The following is a 25,363-nucleotide window of genomic DNA, read 5'->3' as shown; positions in this document are numbered from 1 at the left end:
CCAAAGATCTTAGCCCCCCCCCCCGCACAAACGAACTGAACACACCAACAATCAGGCCGGCCGGCAGGCCGCCTCGCTTTTGATTTGCCCGCCCCTTCGGGAGGCTGAGAGTAGGTATTCATCTGGGGACTGGCGCACAGCGCCGTTCGACGCAGTCGAACACGTCGCATGGAGGTGCAGCGAAGCAAACCGGAGGGCGATGCCCCCAGATGGATACCGGAGCGAAGGAACGCCGAGCCTTAGCGAGGGGCCGGACGCTCGGGGCGAGACTTTTTGGTTCCTTTTGTGGCGTTTGACAAAAGGGACTCGCCGTAAGGGCGAAACCACCAGCCGCCGTAACCGCAGCAACGGATATGTACACCAGCAAAACACAGGCCAGCTATCAGGCCACCTTCGCGAGCAAGCCCGCTCCCACAAAGACCCCAACCGAGCAGACAGCAAAAAGGCGCCAACAGGCGCCTTTCGCTTTACAGCAGGTCAATAACCATCAGGCCATTTCAGCCGTCGTCTCGAAGTCGAAGGTCATCTCGCCGTCCTTGATGTCGATGTGCACCACACCGCCATGGTCGGCCAGTTCGCCAAAAAGAATCTCCTCCGCCAGCGGACGCTTGATCTTGTCCTGGATCAAACGGGCCATGGGTCGAGCACCCATTGCCGTGTCGTAACCTCCCGCCGCCAGCCAACTGCGTGCGGCATCGGTCACTTCCAGTTGCACGCGCTTGTCTTCCAGCTGCGCCTGAAGCTCGGTAAGGAACTTGTCCACCACACTCTTGATAACTTCATGGCTGAGGCGACCAAACTGGATAATGGTGTCCAGGCGGTTGCGGAACTCCGGCGTGAAGCTCTTCTTGATCACTTCCATCGCATCGGACGAGTGATCCTGATAGGTGAAACCGATCGAGGCACGGGCCGCGGTTTCAGCGCCGGCGTTGGTCGTCATGATCACGATCACGTTACGGAAGTCCGCCTTGCGCCCGTTGTTATCGGTGAGCGTACCGTGGTCCATGACCTGCAGCAGCAGGTTGAAGACTTCCGGGTGCGCCTTCTCGATTTCATCGAGCAACAACACGCAATGGGGCTGCTTGGTGATGGCCTCGGTCAACAGGCCACCCTGGTCGAACCCGACATAACCTGGAGGCGCACCGATCAGACGCGATACGGTGTGACGCTCCATGTACTCGGACATGTCGAAGCGAACCAGTTCGATCCCCATCGCCTTGGCCAACTGCCGGGCCGCTTCGGTTTTACCGACGCCCGTAGGACCGGCGAACAGGAACGAACCGACCGGCTTGTCAGGCGACTTGAGGCCAGCACGGGACAGCTTGATCGCGGTAGACAGCGAGTCAATCGCCGCATCCTGACCAAACACCGTCAGCTTCAGATCACGCTCGAGGTTACGCAGCAGTTCTTTGTCGGAACTGGTCACGTGCTTAGGCGGAATTCGCGCGATTTTCGCGACGATGTCCTCGACCTGTGGCACTTCGATGCGTTTCACCCGCTTCTCGACCGGTTGCAAGCGCTGATACGCACCCGCCTCGTCGATCACGTCGATGGCCTTGTCCGGCATATGCCGGTCGTTGATGTAGCGCGAGGCCAGTTCAGCCGCGGCGCGCAGGGCTTCATCACTGTATTCGATATTGTGATGAAGCTCGAAACGCCCTTTCAGGCCGCGCAGGATGCCGATGGTGTCTTCGACCGAAGGCTCCGATACATCGACTTTCTGGAAGCGTCGGGCCAGGGCACGGTCTTTCTCGAAGATTCCGCGAAATTCCTGGAACGTGGTCGAACCGATGCAGCGGATATCGCCCGACGACAGCAGCGGCTTGAGCAGGTTGGACGCGTCCATGACCCCACCGGACGCAGCGCCGGCACCAATGATGGTGTGGATCTCGTCGATGAACAGGATGGCCTGCGGACGTTTTTTCAGCTCATTGAGCAGCGCCTTGAAGCGCTTCTCGAAATCGCCGCGGTACTTGGTACCCGCCAGCAAGGCACCCAGGTCAAGGGAATACACCACGCTATTGGCCAACAGGTCAGGCACCTGATTGTCGACAATGCGCTTGGCCAGGCCTTCGGCAATCGCGGTTTTACCCACGCCAGCCTCGCCCACCAGCAGCGGATTGTTCTTGCGCCGACGCGCCAGAATCTGCGCAACGCGCTCGACTTCCATTTCACGCCCGACCAGCGGGTCGATACGCCCCTGGCGCGCCAGCTCGTTGAGGTTGCTGGCATATGCATCCAGAGGATTGCTTGAAGAAGAAGACTCACCGCCCTCGTCGTCCTGCATATCTTGCTCACCCTCGGAGTGATCGCCATGCCCGGGCACTTTGGAGATGCCATGGGCGATGTAATTGACGACATCGATACGGGCAACGCTCTGCTGTTTAAGCAGGAACACGGCCTGACTCTCTTGCTCACTGAAGATCGCAACCAGCACGTTGGCGCCGGTCACTTCGCGTTTACCCGAGCTCTGTACATGGAAGACAGCACGTTGCAGTACACGCTGGAAGCCCAGGGTTGGCTGGGTTTCGCGATCCTCGTCGTGGACAGGAATCAAAGGCGTGGTGGAGTCGATGAACTCCTGCAGGTCATGCTTGAGTTTGTCGAGGTTTGCGCCGCAGGCACGCAAAACGGTGGCGGCTGCCTCATTATCCAATAGAGCCAACAGGAGGTGTTCGACGGTCATGAACTCATGACGTTTCGAACGCGCCTCCTTGAAGGCGAGATTGAGGGTGACTTCGAGCTCGCGGTTTAACATAGCTTCACCTCATACCCAAGTGGTCGGCGTTAACCGTCCTTCTCGATTTCACAGAGTAGCGGATGCTGGCTTTCCCTGGCGTACTGGTTGACCTGCATGGCCTTGGTCTCGGCGATGTCGCGGGTAAACAATCCACATACTGCCCGTCCTTCTGTATGGACGGCCAGCATTACCTTGGTCGCCAGCTCTCGATTCAGGTTAAAAAACACCTCGAGCACTTCGACGACGAAATCCATCGGTGTGTAGTCATCGTTGAACAAAACCACCTTGTACATCGGCGGTGCCTGCAACGCAGGTTTTGCCTCCTGCACAGCAATGCCTGCGGAATCGTCGTCGTGTAAATCCGGGCGATCCTGATTGAATGTTAGTCGAATCTGGCTGATTGCATGCATGGAAAGAAAGGTTCGTCAGTTGAGCTGAATACAGTGGTGGGGGCGGTGCTAGAGCTTTTCAACTCCGAACACCTGGACGCCTTGACTATCGGTAAAACAGTGTTACAACCAATAGAGCCCACAGTGGGTAAAAAAGGTCCTTGCCGTCGAATCCAATTATGGAGGATTTGACGAGGATTAACTGGATGATACTCCAGTGATGGAGTCTGTTGCAGAGGGATATGAGCATGGCAGTCGGCAAGGTGAAATGGTTCAACAATGCCAAGGGTTACGGTTTTATCAATGAAGAAGGCAAAACGGACGACCTGTTTGCCCACTACTCCGCCATCACGATGGAGGGCTACAAGACCCTGAAGGCAGGCCAACCGGTGATCTTCGAGATCATCCAGGGACCCAAGGGCTTGCATGCCATCAACATCAACACCGCCAAGGAAACTCAAGCCGTCACCCAGGTAGAGCAGACCCACACCGCCACGGCGTAATCCGACAAGCATCCGATCATAAAAAAACCGGCCGACTCAATCACTTGAGCCGGCCGGTTTTTTGTTGGCCGCCGATCCGCTTACATATGCGAGATCAGTGCATCACCAAACGCCGAAGAAGACAGCAAGGTGGCGCCTTCCATCAGACGTTCGAAGTCGTAGGTCACGGTCTTGGCCGAGATAGCGCCGTTGGTGCCCTTGATGATCAGGTCGGCCGCTTCGGTCCAGCCCATGTGGCGCAGCATCATTTCAGCGGACAGGATCAGCGAGCCCGGGTTCACCTGGTCTTTGCCGGCATATTTAGGCGCAGTACCGTGGGTCGCTTCAAACATGGCCACGGTGTCGGACAGGTTGGCACCTGGCGCAATACCGATACCACCGACTTCAGCCGCCAGGGCATCGGACAGGTAGTCGCCGTTCAGGTTCAAGGTGGCAATCACATCGTACTCGGCCGGGCGCAGCAGGATCTGCTGGAGCATGGCGTCGGCGATGGCGTCCTTGACGATGACATTCTTGCCGGTTTTCGGGTTCTTGAACTGCATCCACGGACCGCCGTCGAGCAGGGTGGCGCCGAACTCTTGCGCCGCCACTTCGTAGGCCCATTCCTTGAAGGCACCTTCGGTGAACTTCATGATGTTGCCCTTGTGGACGATGGTCAGCGAATCACGATCATTGTCGACCACATACTGCAGGGCCTTGCGAGCCAGACGCTTGGTACCTTCCAGGGAAACCGGCTTGACGCCGATGCCGCAGTTTTCGTCGAAACGGATCTTGGTGACGCCCATTTCTTCTTTAAGGAACTTGATGACCTTGGTCGCCTCCGGCGAGCCGGCCTTCCACTCGATACCGGCGTAGATGTCTTCCGAGTTCTCGCGGAAGATCGTCATGTCGACGTCGCCCGGCTTCTTGACCGGGCTAGGCACGCCTTCGAACCAGCGCACAGGGCGCAGGCACACATACAGGTCAAGCTGCTGGCGCAAGGCAACGTTGAGGGAGCGGATACCGCCACCGACCGGCGTGGTCAGCGGACCCTTGATGGAAACCACGTAATCCTTGACTGCGTCCAGAGTTTCCTGAGGCAGCCAGGTGTCCTGATCGTAAACCTGAGTCGCTTTTTCCCCGGCATACACTTCCATCCAGGAAATCTTGCGTTCGCCGCCGTAAGCCTTCTTAACAGCAGCATCGACAACCTTGATCATGACCGGGCTGATATCAACGCCAATACCATCCCCTTCAATGAACGGGATGATCGGGTTGTTAGGAACATTGAGAGAATGGTCTGCGTTGACGGTGATTTTGTCGCCGACTGCTGGAACCTGAATCTTCTTGTATCCCATGCTGAACTCCGTTGTGTGGATTGAACATCTGGCTGCGTCCGAGCGTACCCCAGTTGAATCTGGACGGGAACCTCATGTTCCACTCCCAGGTAGCGAAACCGGTGCAGTTCGCGGCCTACAAGCCTGAAAGCAAAGGGAAAAGCGCCAAATTCAAGCACACTGGCCGCCTCTACTCCCCGATGCGGGTGCGACCTTTAGACCAATGGACGAGACGAGTTGCGTATGAACCATCGGCGCTTTGCCAGCTACCTATGTATAATGCCGCCGCTGACCACAGAGTCACGACGGCCGACCGCTCTGCAACAGGAAATGTAGCCGAGACCCGAGGCCCGAAAAGCCGGACTGTTATCGCAGCCCACCCGCTTGACGCTCGACTGATGCACCCAACATCACCGCGAAGAAACCTCGACATTCGGCTCATGGATGACTTTGAACGAACGCGCTTACCCGGCGCCCCTCGAGTTTCTGCGCACGCTCTAGCAAAGAAGAGAGTTAATCCGAATATGCCCACCCGCTCGAAGATCATCTACACCTTCACCGACGAAGCTCCCGCCCTCGCCACCTATTCCCTGCTCCCGATCGTTGAAGCCTTCACCGCTTCAGCCGATATCGCTGTCGAAACCCGCGATATCTCGCTGGCAGGTCGTATTCTGGCCAGCTTCCCCGAGCAACTGGGCGACAAAGCCGTAGCCGACCACCTCGCCGAACTGGGCGCCCTGGCCGTTACGCCTGAAGCCAACATCATCAAGTTGCCAAACATCAGCGCTTCGGTTCCACAACTGCAAGCCGCGATCAAAGAGCTTCAAGCCCAGGGCTATGCCCTGCCGGACTACCCGGAAACCGTGACCAGCGATGCCGACAAGGACGCCAAGGCACGTTACGACAAGATCAAGGGCAGCGCGGTCAACCCGGTTCTGCGCGAAGGCAACTCCGACCGCCGCGCTCCGCTGTCGGTCAAGAACTACGCACGCAAGCACCCGCACAAAATGGGCGCCTGGGCCAAGGACTCCAAGTCCCACGTCGCGCACATGAGCACCGGCGATTTCTACGGCAGCGAAAAAGCCGCCCTGATCGACGCCGCTGACGCCGTCAAAATCGAACTGATCGCCCAGGACGGTACCTCCACCGTCCTGAAGGCAAAAACCACCGTACAAGCCGGTGAGATCCTCGATTGCGCGGTCATGAGCAAAAACGCGCTGCGCAGCTTCATCGCCGCCGAGATCGAAGACGCCAAGGCCAAGGGCGTGCTGCTGTCGGTTCACCTCAAAGCCACCATGATGAAGGTCTCCGACCCGATCATGTTCGGCCAGATCGTTGCCGAGTTCTATAAAGACGCACTGGCCAAGCACGCTGACGTGCTGGCTCAAATCGGCTTCAACCTGAACAACGGCATCGGCGACCTGTACGCTCGCATCAAGGCCTTGCCGGCCGAGCAACAAGCTGCGATCGAAGCCGACATCCAGGCGGTCTACGCCGCTCGTCCGTCGCTGGCCATGGTCAACTCCGACAAAGGCATCACCAACCTGCACGTGCCGAGCGACGTCATCGTCGACGCCTCGATGCCGGCCATGATCCGTGACTCCGGCAAAATGTGGGGCACCGACGGCCAGCTGCACGACACCAAGGCCGTGATCCCGGATCGCTGCTATGCCACCATCTACCAGGCGGTGATCGAAGACTGCAAGCAACACGGCACCTTCGATCCGACCACCATGGGCAGCGTGCCAAACGTTGGCCTGATGGCGAAAAAAGCCGAAGAGTACGGCTCCCACGACAAGACCTTCCAGATCAAGGCCGACGGCGTGGTTCGCGTTTCCGACAGCGCCGGTCGCACCCTGCTGGAGCAACCGGTTGAAGCCGGCGACATCTTCCGCATGTGCCAGACCAAAGACGCGCCGATCCAGGACTGGGTCAAGCTGGCCGTCAACCGTGCTCGCGCAAGCGCAACTCCGGCGATTTTCTGGCTGGACCCGATGCGCGCCCACGACGGCGTGGTAATCGAGAAAGTTCAGGCCTACCTGAAGGATCACGACACCGCCGGCCTGGACATCCGCATCATGTCGCCTGTCGACGCGATGAAGTTCACCCTGGACCGTACCCGCGAAGGCCTCGACACCATCTCGGTGACCGGCAACGTGCTGCGCGACTACCTGACCGACCTGTTCCCGATCATGGAACTGGGCACCAGTGCCAAGATGCTGTCGATCGTGCCGCTGATGAATGGTGGTGGCCTGTTCGAAACCGGCGCTGGCGGTTCGGCGCCGAAGCACGTTCAACAGCTGCTGGAAGAAAACTTCCTGCGCTGGGATTCGCTGGGCGAGTTCCTGGCCCTGGCCGCGTCGCTTGAGCACCTGGGCGTTACCTACAACAACCCCAAGGCGCTGGTTCTGGCCAAGACCCTGGACCAGGCCACCGGCCAGTTCCTGGACAACAACAAGTCGCCATCGCGTAAAGTCGGCAACATCGACAACCGCGGCAGCCACTTCTACCTGGCGCTGTACTGGGCCCAGGCCCTGGCCGCCCAGACCGAAGACGCTGCGCTGCAGGCCCAGTTCACCCAACTGGCCAAGACCCTGACCGAGAACGAGGCGACCATCGTTGCCGAGCTCAACGCCGTGCAGGGCAAGCCAGTGGACATCGGCGGCTACTACCACGCCAGCGCCGAGCTGATCAGCAAGGCCATGCGCCCGAGCAACACCTTCAACGCGGCGATTGCTGCGCTGGTGTAAGGCTGTAAGGATGCAAAGGAACCCCGGCCCAGCGCCGGGGTTTCTGTTTCTGGCCTTCACACACATTTATCTGTAGAGCCTGGACCAATGTGGGAGCGGGCTTGCTCGCGAAAGCGGTTTATCATTCAACACCTACATTGACTGACCCATTGCCTTCGCGAGCAAGCCCGCTCCCACATTGACTGCATTTCACTTTCAGAATTGAGGATGCCCCATGGACTGGAAACCCCACATCACCGTCGCCACCATTGTCGAGGACAACGGCCGCTTCCTGATGGTCGAAGAACTCAAGGCCGGACACACGGTGCTCAACCAGCCCGCCGGCCATCTGGATCCAGACGAAACCCTGATCGAAGCCGCCGTGCGTGAAACCCTTGAGGAAACCGGCTGGGACGTCGAACCCACGGGCGTCATCGGCATTTACCTCTACACCGCCCCCAGTAACGGCGTAACCTATCAACGGGTCTGCTTCAGCGCCAAACCACTGCAACACCATCCGGACTATCAACTGGACGACGGCATCGTCGGCGCCAAGTGGCTGACCCGCGACGAGCTCATGAATCAGCGCGACCACTGGCGCAGCGAGCTGATCATCCGCTGTATCGACGATTATCTGGACGGCCAGCACTTCGACCTCGAACTGATCCGCCCTTCTCTTTAGCCTTGTGGGCCCGGGCCTGCTAGAATCGCGTCCTTTTTCAAGACACTCATTAAACTCCTATGCGTGATCCAGCCCCTTCTGACACTCAAAAGAAGCGCGTCATTGTCGGCATGTCCGGCGGCGTGGACTCTTCCGTTTCTGCCTTACTGCTGATCGAGCAGGGTTATCAGGTGGAAGGCCTGTTCATGAAGAACTGGGAAGAGGACGACGGTACGGAGTACTGCACCGCCATGGATGACCTGGCAGACGCCCAGGCCGTGTGCGACAGGATTGGCATCAAGCTGCACACCGCCAACTTCGCCGCCGAGTACTGGGACAACGTGTTCGAACACTTCCTGGCCGAATACAAGGCCGGTCGCACGCCGAACCCGGACATCCTGTGCAACCGTGAAATCAAGTTCAAGGCGTTCCTCGACTACGCCATGATGCTCGGCGCGGACCTGATCGCCACCGGTCACTACGTGCGCCGTCGCGATATCGATGGCCGCACCGAACTGCTCAAGGGCCTGGACCCGAACAAGGACCAGAGCTACTTCCTGCACGCCGTGGGCGGTGAACAGATCGCCAAGACCCTGTTCCCGGTCGGCGAACTGGAAAAACCCGAAGTCCGCGCGATCGCCGAGAAACACGACCTGGCCACCGCCAAGAAGAAAGACTCCACCGGCATCTGCTTTATCGGTGAGCGACGCTTCAGCGACTTCCTCAAGCAATACCTGCCGGCCCAGCCAGGCGAAATCAAGACCACCGAAGGTGAAGTGATCGGCCGCCACCATGGCCTGATGTACCACACCATCGGCCAGCGCCAGGGCCTGGGCATCGGCGGCCTGAAAGACGCCAGCGACGAGCCGTGGTACGTGTTGATCAAGGACCTGGAGCACAACGAGCTGATCGTCGGCCAGGGCAACGACCACCCGTGGCTGTTCTCCCGCGCCCTGCTCGCCTCCGAGATCTATTGGGTCAACCCGGTCGACCTGAGCGAGCCACGCCGCCTGACGGCGAAAGTACGCTACCGCCAGGGCGACCAGCCCTGCACCCTGGAAAAAACCGCCAGCGGCTACCGCGCCATCTTCGACGACCCGCAACGCGCGGTCACCCCGGGCCAGTCGGTCGTCTTCTATGACGGTGAAATCTGCCTAGGTGGCGGCGTCATTGAAGTCGCCGAACCCTGGCGCAGCAAGGATGCGCGCCCATGAGCCCGACCCAGGAGCAACTGACGGCATTGGGCGGCGTGTTTCTGGCCGCCGTGCTGGTGGACAAGATCGCCAAGACCGGCCAGGTCAGCGAAGCGGGCCTGACCTGCATGCTCGGCAGCCTGCTGATCCGCGACCCCAAGGACACCCTGGAAGTCTACGGTGGCGACGACCTCAACTTGCGCGAAGGCTATCGCGCATTGATCGGCGCCCTCGAACGCGACCCCAACACCCTGCAACGCGAACCGCTGCGCTACGCCCTGTCGATGCTGGGCCTTGAGCGACAACTGGCCAAGCGCGAGGACATGCTCGACGTCATCGGCAAGCGTCTGCCCCAGATCCAGTCCCAGGTGGAACATTTCGGCCCGGCTCACGAAAACGTGATCGCCGCCTGCGGCGCGCTGTACCAGGACACGTTGAGCACCTTGCGCCAACGCATCCAGGTACACGGCGACATGCGCAACCTGCAGCAACCGAGCAACGCCTCGAAGATCCGCGCCCTGCTGTTGGCCGGCATCCGTTCGGCGCGCCTGTGGCGGCAACTGGGCGGCCATCGCTGGCAGCTGGTGATCAGCCGGCGCAAACTGCTCAAAGAGCTGTATCCGCTGATGCGCAACAGCTGAACCGCACCTGAAACATCGCTTTTGTAGTCTGTAACGCGTAATACGCTGGTCAGTTGGCAACGGACCGGCGGATTTTTTCATGTATGATACGCGCCCCATTTCGTTGCCCGACTGTCCGAGAACACCCCATGCAGCTCTCTTCGCTCACTGCGGTTTCCCCTGTTGACGGCCGCTACGCCGGCAAAACCCAGGCCCTGCGCCCAATTTTTAGCGAGTACGGCCTGATCCGCGCTCGCGTACTGGTTGAAGTGCGCTGGCTCCAGCGCCTGGCCGCTCACCCCGCCATCAGCGAAGTGCCGGCGTTTTCCGCCGAAGCCAACGCTGCACTGAACACCCTGGCGGAAAACTTCTCCCTGGAACACGCCGAGCGTGTCAAAGAGATCGAGCGCACCACCAACCACGACGTCAAAGCCATCGAGTACCTGCTCAAAGAGCAAGCGGCCAAGCTGCCGGAACTGGCCAAGGTCAGCGAGTTCATCCACTTTGCCTGCACCAGCGAGGACATCAACAACCTGTCCCACGCCCTGATGCTGCGCGAAGGCCGTGATGAAGTGATGCTGCCACTGATGCGCCAGACTGCCGAGGCCATCCGCGAACTGGCGATCCGTTTCGCCGACGTACCGATGCTGTCGCGCACCCACGGCCAGCCGGCTTCGCCGACCACCCTGGGCAAGGAACTGGCCAACGTGGTTTACCGCCTGGAGCGCCAGATCGCCCAGGTCGCCGCCGTTCCGCTGCTGGGCAAGATCAACGGCGCCGTAGGCAACTACAACGCCCACCTGTCGGCCTACCCGCAGATCGACTGGGAAGCCAACGCCCGCACCTTCATCGAAGAAGAGCTGGGCCTGGGCTTCAACCCGTACACCACGCAGATCGAGCCGCACGACTACATCGCCGAGCTGTTCGACGCCATCGCGCGCTTCAACACCATCCTGATCGACTTCGACCGCGACATCTGGGGCTACATCTCCCTGGGCTACTTCAAGCAGCGCACCATCGCTGGCGAAATCGGCTCCTCGACCATGCCGCACAAGGTCAACCCGATCGACTTCGAAAACTCCGAAGGCAACCTGGGGATCGCCAACGCCCTGTTCCAGCACCTGGCGAGCAAGCTGCCAATTTCCCGCTGGCAGCGCGACCTGACCGACTCCACCGTACTGCGCAACCTCGGCGTGGGCTTCGCCCATAGCGTGATCGCGTACGAAGCCAGCCTCAAAGGCATCAGCAAGCTGGAGCTCAACGCCCAGAAGATCGCCGCTGACCTGGACGCTTGCTGGGAAGTACTGGCCGAGCCGATCCAGACCGTGATGCGCCGCTACAACATCGAAAACCCGTACGAAAAGCTGAAAGAACTGACCCGCGGCAAGGGCATCAGCCCTGAAGCGCTGCAGACTTTCATCGATGCACTGGACATGCCTGCCGAGGCCAAGGCCGAGCTGAAACTGCTCACCCCGGCCAACTACATCGGCAACGCCGTGGCACAAGCCAAACGCATCTGACTGTCGCTTGACCTCTTGAGACGCCCGGCAGCGCCGGGCGTTTTTATTCCCGTCTGAAAAGTGCTTTTTTTCAATAGGTTACACATGAATCCTGATATTCCTCTTCAACTTCTGGGTGGCATCACGGCACGGGAATTCCTGCGCGACTACTGGCAGAAAAAACCCCTGCTGATCCGCCAGGCGATTCCTGACTTCGAAAGCCCGATCGACGCCGACGAACTGGCCGGCCTGGCGCTGGAAGAAGAAGTCGAATCGCGCCTGGTCATCGAACACGGCGAGCGCCCGTGGGAATTGCGCCGCGGCCCGTTCGCCGAAGACGAATTCAGCAAGCTGCCAGAGCGCGAGTGGACCCTGCTGGTACAGGCAGTGGATCAGTTCGTGCCGGAAGTCAGCGAGCTGCTGGAGCACTTCCGCTTCCTGCCGAGCTGGCGCATCGACGACGTGATGATCAGCTTCGCCGCACCAGGTGGTAGCGTCGGCCCGCACTTCGACAACTACGACGTGTTCCTGCTGCAAGGCCATGGCAAGCGCAACTGGAAAATCGGCCAGATGTGCGACTCCGAAAGCCCACTGCTGCAACACGCCGACCTGCGCATCCTCGCCGAGTTCGAAGAAACCGCAGAATGGGTACTGGAACCGGGCGACATGCTGTACCTGCCGCCACGCCTGGCCCACTGTGGCGTGGCGATCGATGACTGCATGACCTACTCGGTCGGCTTCCGCGCCCCGAGCGCAGCCGAAGTGCTGACCCACTTCACCGACTTCCTCAGCCAGTTCCTGCCTGACGAAGAGCGCTACACCGACGCCGACGCACAACCTGCCGTCGACCCGCACCAGATCCAGCACGACGCCCTCGACCGCCTGAAAAGCCTGCTGGCCGAGCACATGAGCGACGAACGCCTGCTGCTGACCTGGTTTGGCCAGTTCATGACCGAGCCGCGCTACCCGGAACTGGTGGTTGGCCCGGAACTGGCAGAAGACGACCTGCTGAGCAGCCTGGAACAAGGCGCCGTGCTGATCCGCAACCCGAGCGCACGCCTGGCGTGGTCGGAAGTGGACGACGATCTGCTGCTGTTCGCCAGCGGCCAGAGCCGTTACCTGCCGGGCAAACTGCGCGAACTGCTGAAAATGATCTGCGCCGCCGATGCCCTGCATATCGACAACCTCGGCCAGTGGCTGAGCGACGAAGACGGCCGCAGCCTGCTGTGTGAACTGGTCAAGCAAGGAAGCCTGGGGTTTGCCGATGAATAAGATTCACGTAAGTGTCGCAGACTGGCAAAAGGATAACGCCGAGATCCGGCGCATTCGTGAAGCGGTGTTCATCGCCGAGCAATCGGTTCCGCCTGAACTGGAGTGGGATGCCGACGACGCAAGCGCCGTGCATTTCCTCGCCCTTGAAGGCGACTTCCCCATTGGTACCGCCCGCCTGCTGCCCGATGGCCACATCGGCCGGGTATCGGTACTCAAGGACTGGCGCGGCCTGAAAGTCGGCGACGCCTTGATGCAAGCGGTGATCGGTGAAGCCGAGAAGCGCGGGCTCAAGCAGCAGATGCTCAGCGCCCAGGTGCAAGCCACGGCGTTCTATGAGCGCCTGGGCTTTCGCATCGTCAGCGAGGAATTCCTGGAAGCAGGGATTCCCCACGTAGACATGGTGCGCAATTCGGCCTGAGACCCTGTGGCGAGGGAGCTTGCTCCCGCTGGGTCGCGAAGCGGCCCCAAAATTATCAGGGCTGCTGCGCAGCCCAGCGGGAGCAAGCTCCCTCGCCACAATTACACGTCGACAACACCCCAAAACGCCCCGCCATCTTCGGATGCCGGGGCGTTTTGCTGTCTACGATTCAACTTGCCCCACCGCAGGCCGACAAACTGGCACTATCAAGCTATTTGAACGCGGAGATAACGGACATGTCCCTACGCACCCTGCTCACCACGTTGCTGCTGACCTGCAGCTTTTCGGCCATGGCCGCGACCGAGGTGGTGCCGCTCAACCATCGCACCAGCGCAGACCTGCTGCCGGTTGCACAGCGCTTCATCGGCAAGGACGGTACCGTCAGCGCCTACGGCAATCAACTGATCGTCAACGCCGAACCCGCCAAGATCGACGAACTCAAGACCCTGCTTGCGCAACTGGACACCGCCCCCAAACGCCTATTGATTACCGTCGACAGCAGCGAAAACAACCAGCAAGACAGCGGCGACCCGCAAACCCAGATCATCAGCTACAGCACCGCCAGCCGCGAGGGCGGCATCCAGCAGATTCAGGCCAGCGAAGGCGTTCCCGCGCTGATCCAGACCGGCCAGAGCGTACCGCTCACCAGCACCCGGACCGACACCGACGGCCGCCTGCTCAGCCAGACCGAATACCGCAACGTCACCCAGGGTTTCTACGTCACCGCCAGCGTCACCGGCGAAACCGTACACCTGGCCATCAGCACCAACCGTGACCACATGAGCCAGGAACGTCCCGATGTAGTGAACGTGCAAAGTACCGACACCAGCGTCAGCGGTCGCCTGGGCGAATGGATCACCCTGGCCGGAATCAACCGCCAGAACCAGGCCGGCAAACAAGGCATGACCCGCCACTACGGGACTCAAGGCCGGGATGACATGACCCTGCGGGTGAAAGTCGACACCTTGGACTGAGACACCGGAAACTGACTGATTAGTCGTATTAGACCAAAGATGTAGTGCCTGAAAAAAAGCACTACAAAACGTTTGACGAGGCAAAAAAGCGAAGGCATGATGGCCTCGCTCCCGCTAATCAGGGGCCCTGGCAAGGGCCTTCGGATCGCCGCTCTCACCTTACCGACCTGAGCCGATTCGTGTCTGTACCGCCCACAAGGTGTGTTTGACGAGGTTGCGACTGGAACGAAGTTGTCCCGAGGGACGGAAGCGTAATAGGTAGCCCGGCACCACACTGATGATCGTATGAAGGCCCACGACGCCCGAATGCGCCCGACAGCTCGCCCTTACCTGCTCAGCCTCCTCCTCGAGCCCACCGTTCATCCCGTCGCCTCCTGCGCCAAACCGACTTGAGTCCTCAAGCCTCTGGTCAGCGAGCAGCCATCTACGCCCCACTTTGAATGTGCGTACGTGGCGGAACAGGAATTTTCCACCCAAGACCTATGCGACGAGGTTTATCTCCATGGCACTGACACGCGAACAGCAAATTGCAGCCCTTGAAAAAGACTGGGCTGAAAACCCGCGCTGGAAAGGCGTGACACGCACTTACTCCGCTGCTGACGTCGTCCGTCTGCGTGGCTCGGTTCAACCTGAGCACACCTTTGCAAAAATGGGCGCTGAAAAGCTGTGGAACCTGGTCACCCAGGGTGCCAAGCCAGCCTTCCGTCCTGAGAAAGATTTCGTCAATTGCATGGGCGCCCTGACCGGCGGCCAGGCCGTACAACAGGTCAAGGCCGGTATCCAGGCCATCTACCTTTCGGGCTGGCAGGTTGCTGCAGACAACAACTCTGCAGAATCGATGTACCCAGACCAGTCCCTGTACCCGGTTGACTCGGTTCCGACCGTGGTCAAGCGCATCAACAACTCGTTCCGTCGCGCCGACCAGATCCAGTGGAAAGCCGGCAAGAACCCGGGCGACGCGGGCTACATCGACTACTTCGCGCCAATCGTGGCTGACGCCGAAGCCGGTTTCGGCGGCGTACTGAACGCTTACGAGCTGATGAAGAGCATGATCGAGGCAGGCGCCGCCGGCGTTCACTTCGAAGACCAGCTCGCGTCCGTGAAGAAATGCGGCCACATGGGCGGCAAGGTACTAGTTCCAACCCAGGAAGCCGTACAGAAGCTGACCGCTGCCCGTCTGGCGGCTGACGTTGCCGGCACGCCGACCATCATCCTGGCCCGTACCGACGCTAACGCAGCTGACCTGCTGACTTCCGACTGCGACCCGTACGACCAGCCGTTCGTGACTGGCGAGCGCACCCAGGAAGGTTTCTACAAAGTACGCGCTGGCCTGGACCAGGCGATCGCTCGCGGCCTGGCCTACGCACCGTACGCCGACCTGATCTGGTGCGAAACCGCCAAGCCGGACCTGGACGAGGCTCGTCGCTTCGCTGAAGCGATCAAGAAGGAATACCCGGACCAACTGCTGTCGTACAACTGCTCGCCTTCCTTCAACTGGAAGAAAAACCTGGACGACGCGACCATCGCCAAGTTCCAGCGCGAACTGTCCGCCATGGGCTACAAGCACCAGTTCATCACCCTGGCCGGCATTCACAACATGTGGCACAGCATGTTCAACCTGGCGCACGACTACGCCCGCAACGACATGACCGCCTACGTGAAGCTGCAGGAGCAGGAATTCGCTGACGCCGCCAAGGGTTACACCTTCGTGGCTCACCAGCAGGAAGTGGGCACCGGCTACTTCGACGACATGACCACCGTCATCCAGGGTGGTTCGTCCTCGGTAACCGCACTGACCGGCTCGACCGAAGAAGAACAGTTCCACTGATCTGCTTCTGAGTAAACGGCCGTTGCGGACCGAGTAGAAAGCTAATCGCAGCGCTGCACATCTGACGCCCCGACTGGTTCGGGGCGTTTTTTTGCCTGCCATTCTCCAATCACCGCAAAACCCGCTCCCACAGGGGACGGTGGTGCCCGTGTGAAAACATTGATCCAGCGCGGTATCGGTGTCAGAAAAATCCGCTAAAACGGTCGCCTTCACTACTTGCTGTAACGCACATAAAAGACAACTTCCCGGCCGCAACCCCGATAACCAGTTTAAAAACCACCACAAACAATATTGATTATCATTTAGCAGTGGCAATGTTCGTTACATTCCCTACAAAACAATATTGATGAAAACCCGGCTAATGCCCGCAACGCAAGGGCTGCGGGGGTTTGGAGCAGCGCTATGTCCTTATTCTTATAAATAATTTCGCCACAGAAAATTTACTTGCCCGGTGTTTAGCCATAAAATCAGCGGGATTGATTGCGCTGCGACATATCGTCACTGCTTTATTTCTTTATCAAGCTCAGAGACCTTTGCTCTCTGTTAAGGATTACCAGCATGCCCGAAGCGACAGGACTCATGGCCCACAACTGGGGCTTTGCCATTTTCCTTCTGGGTGTCGGCGGCCTTTGTGCCTTCATGCTCGGCGTCTCCAGCCTCCTTGGGTCAAAAGCCTGGGGCCGCAGCAAAAACGAACCGTTCGAGTCCGGCATGCTACCTACAGGTGGCGCCCGCTTGCGGCTCTCAGCCAAATTCTATCTGGTCGCGATGCTGTTCGTGATCTTCGATATCGAAGCCCTCTTTCTCTTTGCATGGTCTGTGTCCGTCCGCGAAAGCGGCTGGACCGGATTCGTCGAAGCTCTCGTTTTCATAGCAATTCTGTTGGCAGGCCTTGTCTACCTATTCCGAGTGGGCGCCCTTGACTGGGCTCCGGAAGCTCGTCGTAAGCGGCAAGCGAAGCTGAAACAATGAGGCTTTGGCAATGCAATACAATCTCACCAGGATCGACCCGGATGCTCCTAACGAGCAGTACCCGATCGGCGAACGGGAAACCGTTTCCGATCCGTTAGAAGATCAAGTCCACAAAAACATCTTCATGGGCAAGCTGGAAGACGTGCTGAACGGCACGATCAACTGGGGACGCAAGAACTCCCTGTGGCCGTACAACTTCGGTCTTTCGTGCTGCTACGTGGAAATGACCACCGCCTTCACGGCGCCCCACGACATCGCACGCTTCGGCGCCGAGGTTATCCGGGCATCGCCGCGTCAGGCGGATTTCATGGTTATCGCCGGTACCTGCTTCATCAAGATGGCGCCGATCATTCAGCGTCTCTACGAGCAAATGCTCGAACCTAAATGGGTCATCTCCATGGGTTCGTGCGCCAACTCCGGTGGCATGTACGACATCTACTCCGTCGTTCAAGGGGTGGACAAGTTCCTGCCCGTGGACGTCTACGTGCCTGGCTGCCCGCCCCGCCCTGAAGCTTTTCTGCAAGGCTTGATGCTCTTGCAGGAGTCGATTGGCCAGGAGCGTCGCCCACTTTCCTGGGTCGTTGGTGATCAAGGCGTCTATCGCGCCGAGATGCCTTCGCAAAAGGATGCGCGCCGCGAACAGCGTATTCAGGTCACCAACCTGCGCAGCCCCGACGAAGTCTGATCCAGATCTGTTCTTACCAAGAAACGAGAAGCTGGCTTCATTCTTTACGTTGACCGAAAGCGATAAATAACCATGACTACAGGCAGTGCTCTGTACATCCCGCCTTACAAGGCAGACGACCAGGATGTGGTCGTCGAACTGAACAACCGTTTTGGCCCAGAGGCGTTCACCGCCCAGCCTACCCGCACCGGCATGCCGGTGCTTTGGGTTGCCCGTGCCAAACTCGTCGAAGTCCTGACCTTCCTGCGCAGCCTGCCCAAGCCGTACGTCATGCTCTATGACCTGCATGGCGTGGACGAGCGCCTGCGCACCAAGCGTCAAGGGCTGCCGAACGGCGTCGACTTCACCGTGTTCTACCACTTGATGTCGATCGAACGTAATAGTGACGTCATGATCAAGGTCGCCTTGTCCGAGAGCGACCTTAGCGTGCCGACCGTCACCGGTATCTGGCCGAACGCCAACTGGTACGAGCGTGAAGTGTGGGACATGTACGGCATCAACTTTGCCGGTCACCCGCACCTGACCCGCATCATGATGCCGCCGACCTGGGAAGGTCACCCGCTGCGCAAGGACTTCCCGGCCCGTGCCACCGAGTTCGACCCGTTCAGCCTGACCCTGGCCAAGCAACAGCTCGAAGAAGAAGCCGCGCGCTTCAAACCTGAAGACTGGGGCATGAAGCGTTCCGGCGCGAACGAGGACTACATGTTCCTCAACCTGGGTCCGAACCACCCTTCGGCCCACGGTGCGTTCCGTATCATCCTGCAACTGGACGGCGAAGAAATCGTCGACTGCGTACCGGACATCGGCTACCACCACCGTGGTGCCGAGAAGATGGCCGAGCGTCAGTCCTGGCACAGCTTCATCCCGTACACCGACCGTATCGACTACCTCGGCGGCGTGATGAACAACCTGCCGTACGTGCTCTCGGTCGAGAAGCTGGCGGGGATCAAGGTGCCCGAGAAGGTCGACGTCATCCGCATCATGATGGCCGAGTTCTTCCGGATCACCAGCCACCTGCTGTTCCTGGGTACCTACATCCAGGACGTCGGCGCCATGACCCCGGTGTTCTTCACCTTCACCGACCGTCAGAAGGCGTACACGGTGATCGAAGCCATTACCGGTTTCCGTCTGCACCCGGCCTGGTACCGCATCGGTGGCGTCGCCCACGACCTGCCGCGCGGCTGGGAAAAACTGGTCAAGGATTTCGTCGAGTGGATGCCAAAGCGCCTGGACGAATACCAGAAAGCCGCCCTGGACAACAGCATCCTGCGTGGCCGGACCATCGGCGTCGCGGCCTACAACACCAAAGAAGCCCTGGAATGGGGCGTCACCGGTTCCGGCCTGCGTTCGACCGGTTGCGACTTCGACCTGCGTAAGGCTCGCCCGTACTCCGGTTACGAGAACTTCGAATTCGAAGTGCCGCTGGCCGCCAATGGCGATGCCTACGACCGCTGCATCGTGCGCGTCGAAGAAATGCGCCAGAGCCTGAAGATCATCGAACAATGCATGCGCAACATGCCGGAAGGCCCGTACAAGGCGGATCACCCGCTGACCACGCCGCCGCCCAAAGAGCGCACGCTGCAGCACATCGAGACCCTGATCACGCACTTCCTGCAAGTTTCGTGGGGCCCGGTCATGCCGGCCAACGAATCCTTCCAGATGATCGAAGCGACCAAGGGCATCAACAGTTATTACCTGACGAGCGATGGCGGCACCATGAGCTACCGCACCCGGATTCGCACCCCAAGCTTCCCGCACCTGCAGCAGATCCCTTCGGTGATCCAAGGCAGCATGGTCGCGGACTTGATCGCGTACCTGGGTAGTATCGATTTCGTTATGGCCGACGTGGACCGCTAAGCATGAACAGCACGCTTATCCAGACAGACCGTTTCGCCCTGAGCGAAACCGAGCGCTCGGCCATCGAGCACGAGCTGCATCACTACGAAGACCCGCGCGCGGCGTCGATCGAAGCCCTGAAGATCGTCCAGAAGGAACGTGGCTGGGTGCCGGACGGCGCCCTGTACGCCATTGGCGAGATCCTCGGCATCCCGGCCAGCGACGTTGAAGGCGTGGCGACGTTCTACAGCCAGATCTTCCGCCAGCCGGTTGGCCGCCACATCATTCGCGTCTGCGACAGCATGGTCTGCTACATCGGTGGCCACGAGTCCGTGGTCAGCGAAATCCAGAGCAAGCTGGGCATCGGCCTGGGCCAGACCACCGCCGACGGCCGCTTCACCCTGCTGCCGGTCTGCTGCCTGGGCAACTGCGACAAGGCCCCGGCACTGATGATCGACGACGACACCTTCGGTGACGTACAGCCAGCTGGCGTTGCCAAGCTGTTGGAGGGCTACGTATGACCCTGACTTCCTTCGGCCCGGCCAACCGCATCAAGCGCTCGCCAGAGACCCATCCCCTGACCTGGCGTCTGCGTGACGACGGCGAGGCTGTGTGGCTCGACGAGTACCAGGCCAAGAACGGTTACGCGGCAGCACGCAAGGCCTTCGCCGACATGGCCCAGGACGACATCGTCCAGACCGTGAAAGACGCCGGCTTGAAAGGTCGCGGCGGTGCAGGCTTTCCCACGGGCGTCAAGTGGGGCCTGATGCCCAAGGACGAATCCATCAACATCCGCTACCTGCTGTGCAACGCGGACGAGATGGAGCCCAACACCTGGAAAGACCGCATGCTGATGGAGCAACTGCCCCATCTGCTGATCGAAGGCATGCTGATCAGCGCTCGCGCGCTGAAAACCTACCGTGGCTACATCTTCCTGCGTGGCGAGTACACCACCGCCGCCAAGCACCTCAACCGTGCCGTGGAAGAAGCCAAGGCTGCGGGCCTGCTGGGTAAAAACATCCTGGGTTCGGGTTTTGATTTCGAGCTGTTCGTCCACACCGGCGCCGGGCGTTACATCTGCGGTGAAGAAACCGCACTGATCAACTCCCTCGAAGGCCGTCGCGCCAACCCGCGCTCCAAGCCGCCCTTCCCGGCCGCCGTTGGCGTGTGGGGCAAGCCGACGTGCGTGAACAACGTCGAGACCCTGTGCAACGTGCCGGCGATCATCGGCGACGGCGTGGAGTGGTACAAATCGTTGGCCCGCGAAGGCAGTGACGACATGGGCACCAAGCTCATGGGCTTCTCCGGCAAGGTCAAGAACCCGGGCCTGTGGGAACTGCCATTCGGCGTCACTGGCCGTGAGCTGTTCGAAGACTACGCCGGCGGTATGCGCGATGGCTTCAAGCTCAAGTGCTGGCAGCCAGGCGGCGCCGGTACCGGCTTCCTGCTGCCGGAGCACCTGGACGCACAAATGTACGCCGGCGGCATCGCCAAAGTAGGCACCCGCATGGGTACCGGCCTGGCCATGGCGGTGGACGACAGCGTCAACATGGTGTCCCTGCTGCGCAACATGGAGCAGTTCTTCGCGCGTGAATCCTGTGGTTTCTGCACCCCGTGCCGCGATGGTTTGCCATGGAGCGTCAAGCTCCTGATGGCCATTGAGAACGGCGAAGGTCAGCCCGGCGACATCGAGACCCTGCTGGGTCTGGTCGGCTTCCTCGGCCCAGGCAAGACCTTCTGTGCTCACGCACCGGGCGCCGTGGAGCCGTTGGGCAGCGCAATCAAATACTTCCGCCCAGAGTTCGAAGCCGGCATCGCGCCTACCAGCGCCGCCGTCCCGCCTCTGGCAAGGCCGATCGTAGTCGGCGCGTAACGCTTAAAAAGGCGAAGGGTCCGTGCCCTTCGCTTTCTCGTGTGATGACGCCGCAAGCGGCTGTTCTGATTCACGCGGATAACAAGATTCCATTAGCCACGCCCGCTGACACCGGGCCAACGAAGAACTTTGAACCATGGCCACTATCCACGTAGACGGCAAAGCGCTCGAAGTCGATGGGGCAGACAACCTGTTACAGGCATGTCTGTCGCTAGGCCTCGATATTCCGTATTTCTGCTGGCACCCTGCCCTAGGCAGCGTTGGCGCTTGCCGCCAGTGCGCGGTCAAGCAGTACACCGACGAAAACGACACCCGTGGCCGCATCGTCATGTCCTGCATGACGCCTGCCACCGATGGCACCTGGATCTCCATCGACGATGAAGAATCCAAGGCCTTTCGCGCCAGCGTTGTTGAATGGCTGATGACCAACCACCCGCACGACTGCCCGGTCTGTGAGGAAGGCGGTCACTGCCACCTGCAAGACATGACGGTCATGACCGGCCACAACGAGCGCCGTTACCGCTTCACCAAGCGTACCCACCAGAACCAGCAACTGGGCCCGTTCATTTCCCACGAAATGAACCGCTGCATCGCCTGCTATCGCTGCGTACGCTTCTATAAGGACTACGCCGGCGGCACCGACCTCGGCGTATTCGGCGCCCACGACAACGTGTACTTCGGTCGCGTTGAAGACGGCGTCCTGGAAAGCGAGTTCTCCGGCAACCTCACCGAGGTCTGCCCGACCGGTGTGTTCACCGACAAGACTCACTCCGAGCGCTACAACCGCAAGTGGGACATGCAGTTCTCGCCGAGCATCTGCCATGGCTGCTCCAGCGGTTGCAACATCTCCCCGGGTGAGCGCTACGGCGAACTGCGTCGCATCGAAAACCGTTTCAACGGTTCGGTGAACCAGTACTTCCTGTGCGACCGCGGCCGTTTCGGCTATGGCTACGTCAACCGCGAAGACCGCCCGCGCCAGCCGTTGCTGGCCAACGGCGCCAAGCTGGGACTGGACGAAGCGCTGGATAAAGCCGCCGAGCTGCTGCGCGGTCGCAACATCGTCGGTATCGGCTCTCCGCGCGCCAGCCTTGAAAGCAACTACGCGCTGCGCGAACTGGTCGGCGCCGAGCACTTCTACTCCGGTATCGAAGCTGCCGAGCTGGAACGCATTCGCCTGGTCATGCAGGTGTTGAAAGACAGCCCGCTGCCGATCCCGAACATGCGCGACATCGAAGACCACGACGCTGTGTTCGTCCTCGGTGAAGACCTGACCCAAACTGCTGCGCGCATGGCATTGGCCCTGCGTCAGTCGGTCAAAGGCAAGGCCGAAGACATGGCCGACGCCATGCGCGTTCAGCCTTGGCTCGACGCCGCCGTGAAGAACATCGGCCAGCACGCGCTGAACCCGCTGTTTATCGCCAGCCTGGCTGAAACCAAGCTCGACGACGTTGCCGAAGAGTGCGTTCACGCCGCTCCCGACGACCTGGCTCGCATCGGTTTCGCCGTGGCTCACGCCCTTGATGCCAGTGCTCCAGCCGTTGACGGCCTGGACGCTGAGGCCCTCGAGCTGGCCAAGCGCATTGCCGACGCCCTGCTCGCAGCCAAGCGTCCGCTGATCATCGCCGGTACTTCCTTGGGCTCCAAAGCCTTGATCGAAGCCGCCGCGAACATCGCCAAAGCGTTGAAGCTGCGCGAGAAGAACGGCTCCATCAGCCTGATCGTGCCAGAGGCCAACAGCCTCGGCCTGGCCATGCTCGGTGGCGAATCGGTCGACGCTGCACTGCAAGCAGTGATCGACGGTAACGCCGACGCCATCGTCGTGCTGGAAAACGATCTGTACACCCGCACCGACAAAGCTAAGGTCGATGCTGCCCTGACCGCCGCGAAAGTGCTGATCGTGGCGGACCATCAGAAGACCGCCACCAGCGATCGCGCGCACCTGGTTCTGCCAGCCGCCAGCTTCGCTGAAGGCGACGGTACGCTGGTCAGCCAGGAAGGCCGCGCCCAGCGTTTCTTCCAGGTCTTCGACCCGACTTACCTCGACGCAAGCATTCTGGTTCATGAAGGCTGGCGCTGGCTGCATGCCCTGCGTTCGACCCTGCTGAACCAGCCGATCGACTGGACCCAACTGGACCACGTCACCGCTGCCGTTGCTGCGAGCAAACCGCAACTAGCCGGCATTGTCAGCGCCGCACCGTCCGCCGCGTTCCGCATCAAAGGCCTGAAACTGGCTCGCGAACCGCTGCGTTACAGCGGCCGGACCGCCATGCGCGCCGACATCAGCGTGCACGAACCGCGTACTTCTCAGGATAACGACACCGCGTTCTCGTTCTCCATGGAAGGTTACTCGGGCTCGGTCGAACCGCGTCAGCAAGTGCCATTCGCCTGGTCGCCGGGCTGGAACTCGCCGCAAGCCTGGAACAAGTTCCAGGACGAAGTCGGTGGTCACATCCGCGCTGGCGACCCGGGCACCCGCCTGATCGAAAGCACCGGTGATTCGCTGAACTGGTTCGCCAATGTTCCGCGCGCGTTCAACCCGGCCCAAGGCACCTGGCAGGTCGTGCCGTTCTTCCACCTGTTCGGCAGCGAAGAGAACTCTTCGAAAGCCGCTCCGGTCCAGGAACGCATCCCGGCCGCCTACGTCGCACTGGCCAAATCCGAAGCTGACCGCCTGGGTGTCAACGACGGTGCCCTGCTGAGCTTGAACGTCGCTGGCCAGACGCTGCGTCTGCCACTGCGCATCAACGAAGAGCTGGGTGCTGGTCTGGTGGCATTGCCTGCGGGCATCGCCGGCATTCCGCCAGCGATCTTTGGCAAATCCGTTGACGGTCTGCAGGAGGCAGCTCAATGACCTGGTTTACGCCTGAAGTGATCGACGTGATCATCGCGGTGCTCAAGGCCATCGTGATTCTGCTCGCCGTGGTGGTCTGCGGCGCTCTGCTGAGCTGGGTCGAGCGTCGTCTGCTCGCCCTCTGGCAGGACCGTTACGGTCCGAACCGGGTGGGCCCGTTCGGCGCGTTCCAGATCGCCGCCGACATGATCAAGATGTTCTTCAAGGAAGACTGGACCCCGCCGTTCGCCGACAAAGTGATCTTCACGTTGGCGCCGGTCGTGGCCATGAGCGCCTTGCTGATGGCCTTCGCGATCATCCCGATCACCCCGACCTGGGGTGTGGCGGATATCAACATCGGCATCCTGTTCTTCTTCGCCATGGCCGGCCTGTCGGTCTACGCGGTGCTGTTCGCCGGCTGGTCGAGTAACAACAAGTTCGCCCTGCTGGGCAGCTTGCGGGCCTCGGCACAGACCGTGTCGTACGAAGTGTTCATGGGCCTGTCGCTGATGGGCATCGTGATCCAGGTTGGCTCGTTCAACATGCGCGACATCGTCGAATACCAGGCGCAGAACCTGTGGTTCGTCATTCCGCAGATCTTCGGTTTCCTGACCTTCTTCATTGCCGGCGTCGCCGTGACTCACCGTCACCCGTTCGACCAGCCGGAAGCGGAGCAGGAACTGGCCGACGGTTACCACATTGAATACGCCGGCATGAAATGGGGCATGTTCTTTGTCGGCGAGTACATCGGCATCGTGTTGATTTCGGCGCTGCTGGTGACCTTGTTCTTCGGTGGCTGGCACGGTCCGTTCGGCATTCTGCCGCAGATCCCGTTCATCTGGTTCGCTCTGAAAACCGCGTTTTTCATCATGTTCTTCATCCTGCTGCGCGCCTCGATTCCGCGCCCACGGTATGACCAAGTGATGGATTTCAGCTGGAAGTTCTGCCTGCCGCTGACCCTCATCAACATGCTGGTGACCGCTGCGATCGTGTTGCTCAACACGCCCGCCGTCGCGGCTCAGTGA

Annotated in this window: 20 protein-coding genes; 17 read left to right on the top strand and 3 right to left on the bottom strand. The window is 60.2% G+C overall.

Going from position 1 to position 25,363, the window contains the following annotated elements:
• Nucleotides 1-487: 487 nt before the first annotated feature.
• Together clpA and clpS are read right to left on the bottom strand one after the other, a co-directional pair.
• Nucleotides 488-2,758: an ATP-dependent Clp protease ATP-binding subunit ClpA gene (clpA, locus tag AC3WQN_RS01090; RefSeq protein ID WP_103401411.1), complete on the bottom strand. Its 2,271-nt coding sequence runs from the start codon at nt 2,756-2,758 to the stop codon at nt 488-490.
• Between the two features lie 29 nt (nt 2,759-2,787).
• Nucleotides 2,788-3,150: an ATP-dependent Clp protease adapter ClpS gene (gene clpS / locus AC3WQN_RS01085; RefSeq protein WP_095079293.1), complete on the bottom strand. Its 363-nt coding sequence runs from the start codon at nt 3,148-3,150 to the stop codon at nt 2,788-2,790.
• A 227-nt stretch (nt 3,151-3,377) separates the two neighbouring features.
• Between clpS and cspD the strand changes: the two genes are divergently transcribed.
• Nucleotides 3,378-3,632: a cold shock domain-containing protein CspD gene (gene cspD / locus AC3WQN_RS01080; protein WP_103401414.1), complete on the top strand. Its 255-nt coding sequence runs from the start codon at nt 3,378-3,380 to the stop codon at nt 3,630-3,632.
• A gap of 80 nt (nt 3,633-3,712) precedes the next feature.
• Here the strand turns inward: cspD and icd are convergent, their stop codons facing one another.
• Complete coding sequence (gene icd, locus AC3WQN_RS01075; RefSeq protein ID WP_095143212.1) at nt 3,713-4,969, bottom strand: NADP-dependent isocitrate dehydrogenase; 1,257 nt, start codon at nt 4,967-4,969, stop codon at nt 3,713-3,715.
• A 503-nt stretch (nt 4,970-5,472) separates the two neighbouring features.
• Here icd and AC3WQN_RS01070 point away from each other — a divergent pair.
• The 16 genes from AC3WQN_RS01070 (at nt 5,473) to nuoH (ending at nt 25,363) form a co-directional block, all read left to right on the top strand.
• Nucleotides 5,473-7,698: an NADP-dependent isocitrate dehydrogenase gene (locus AC3WQN_RS01070; protein WP_103401413.1), complete on the top strand. Its 2,226-nt coding sequence runs from the start codon at nt 5,473-5,475 to the stop codon at nt 7,696-7,698.
• Nucleotides 7,699-7,912: 214 nt separating this feature from the next.
• Nucleotides 7,913-8,359: an NUDIX hydrolase gene (locus AC3WQN_RS01065; protein WP_103401410.1), complete on the top strand. Its 447-nt coding sequence runs from the start codon at nt 7,913-7,915 to the stop codon at nt 8,357-8,359.
• A gap of 59 nt (nt 8,360-8,418) precedes the next feature.
• Nucleotides 8,419-9,552, top strand: coding sequence for a tRNA 2-thiouridine(34) synthase MnmA (gene mnmA / locus AC3WQN_RS01060; RefSeq protein WP_103401409.1), 1,134 nt, complete (start codon nt 8,419-8,421; stop codon nt 9,550-9,552).
• Nucleotides 9,549-10,172 carry a high frequency lysogenization protein HflD gene (gene hflD, locus AC3WQN_RS01055; protein ID WP_103401408.1) on the top strand — a complete coding sequence of 208 codons (624 nt, stop codon included), beginning with the start codon at nt 9,549-9,551 and terminating at the stop codon, nt 10,170-10,172. The genes mnmA and hflD overlap by 4 nt, the downstream gene beginning before the upstream one ends.
• A gap of 128 nt (nt 10,173-10,300) precedes the next feature.
• Entirely contained in the window at nt 10,301-11,671 is a 1,371-nt protein-coding gene (gene purB, locus AC3WQN_RS01050; protein WP_103401407.1) for an adenylosuccinate lyase, read from the top strand.
• A gap of 84 nt (nt 11,672-11,755) precedes the next feature.
• The gene (locus tag AC3WQN_RS01045) at nt 11,756-12,922 is read left to right on the top strand and encodes a ribosomal protein uL16 3-hydroxylase (RefSeq protein ID WP_103401406.1); all 1,167 of its coding nucleotides are present in this window, start codon (nt 11,756-11,758) and stop codon (nt 12,920-12,922) included.
• On the top strand, nt 12,915-13,340 hold the full coding sequence (locus tag AC3WQN_RS01040; protein WP_103401405.1) for a GNAT family N-acetyltransferase: 426 nt from the start codon (nt 12,915-12,917) through the stop codon (nt 13,338-13,340). The genes AC3WQN_RS01045 and AC3WQN_RS01040 overlap by 8 nt, the downstream gene beginning before the upstream one ends.
• Nucleotides 13,341-13,576: 236 nt before the next feature.
• The gene (locus AC3WQN_RS01035) at nt 13,577-14,314 is read left to right on the top strand and encodes a secretin N-terminal domain-containing protein (RefSeq protein ID WP_103401403.1); all 738 of its coding nucleotides are present in this window, start codon (nt 13,577-13,579) and stop codon (nt 14,312-14,314) included.
• Nucleotides 14,315-14,816: 502 nt separating this feature from the next.
• Nucleotides 14,817-16,142, top strand: coding sequence for an isocitrate lyase (gene aceA / locus AC3WQN_RS01030; protein WP_007970439.1), 1,326 nt, complete (start codon nt 14,817-14,819; stop codon nt 16,140-16,142).
• A gap of 558 nt (nt 16,143-16,700) precedes the next feature.
• Nucleotides 16,701-17,114 carry an NADH-quinone oxidoreductase subunit A gene (locus AC3WQN_RS01025; RefSeq protein WP_007905050.1) on the top strand — a complete coding sequence of 138 codons (414 nt, stop codon included), beginning with the start codon at nt 16,701-16,703 and terminating at the stop codon, nt 17,112-17,114.
• A gap of 10 nt (nt 17,115-17,124) precedes the next feature.
• Complete coding sequence (locus AC3WQN_RS01020; protein WP_095079281.1) at nt 17,125-17,799, top strand: NuoB/complex I 20 kDa subunit family protein; 675 nt, start codon at nt 17,125-17,127, stop codon at nt 17,797-17,799.
• A gap of 72 nt (nt 17,800-17,871) precedes the next feature.
• Complete coding sequence (nuoC, locus tag AC3WQN_RS01015; RefSeq protein ID WP_103401401.1) at nt 17,872-19,656, top strand: NADH-quinone oxidoreductase subunit C/D; 1,785 nt, start codon at nt 17,872-17,874, stop codon at nt 19,654-19,656.
• A 2-nt stretch (nt 19,657-19,658) separates the two neighbouring features.
• Nucleotides 19,659-20,156: an NADH-quinone oxidoreductase subunit NuoE gene (gene nuoE / locus AC3WQN_RS01010; protein ID WP_007970445.1), complete on the top strand. Its 498-nt coding sequence runs from the start codon at nt 19,659-19,661 to the stop codon at nt 20,154-20,156.
• Nucleotides 20,153-21,508 (top strand): NADH-quinone oxidoreductase subunit NuoF, encoded by a 1,356-nt coding sequence (gene nuoF, locus AC3WQN_RS01005; RefSeq protein ID WP_103401400.1) that lies wholly within the window; start codon nt 20,153-20,155, stop codon nt 21,506-21,508. Before nuoE ends, nuoF begins: the two co-directional genes overlap by 4 nt.
• 136 nt (nt 21,509-21,644) lie before the next feature.
• Complete coding sequence (gene nuoG, locus AC3WQN_RS01000) at nt 21,645-24,359, top strand: NADH-quinone oxidoreductase subunit NuoG (protein ID WP_103401399.1); 2,715 nt, start codon at nt 21,645-21,647, stop codon at nt 24,357-24,359.
• Nucleotides 24,356-25,363 (top strand): NADH-quinone oxidoreductase subunit NuoH, encoded by a 1,008-nt coding sequence (gene nuoH / locus AC3WQN_RS00995; protein ID WP_095079277.1) that lies wholly within the window; start codon nt 24,356-24,358, stop codon nt 25,361-25,363. The genes nuoG and nuoH overlap by 4 nt, the downstream gene beginning before the upstream one ends.

The sequence above is a fragment of the Pseudomonas sp. FW300-N1A1 genome, from assembly GCF_058789115.1.
The sequence above is the reverse complement of the archived record's forward strand: the minus strand, read 5'-3'. Positions and strand labels throughout refer to the sequence as shown.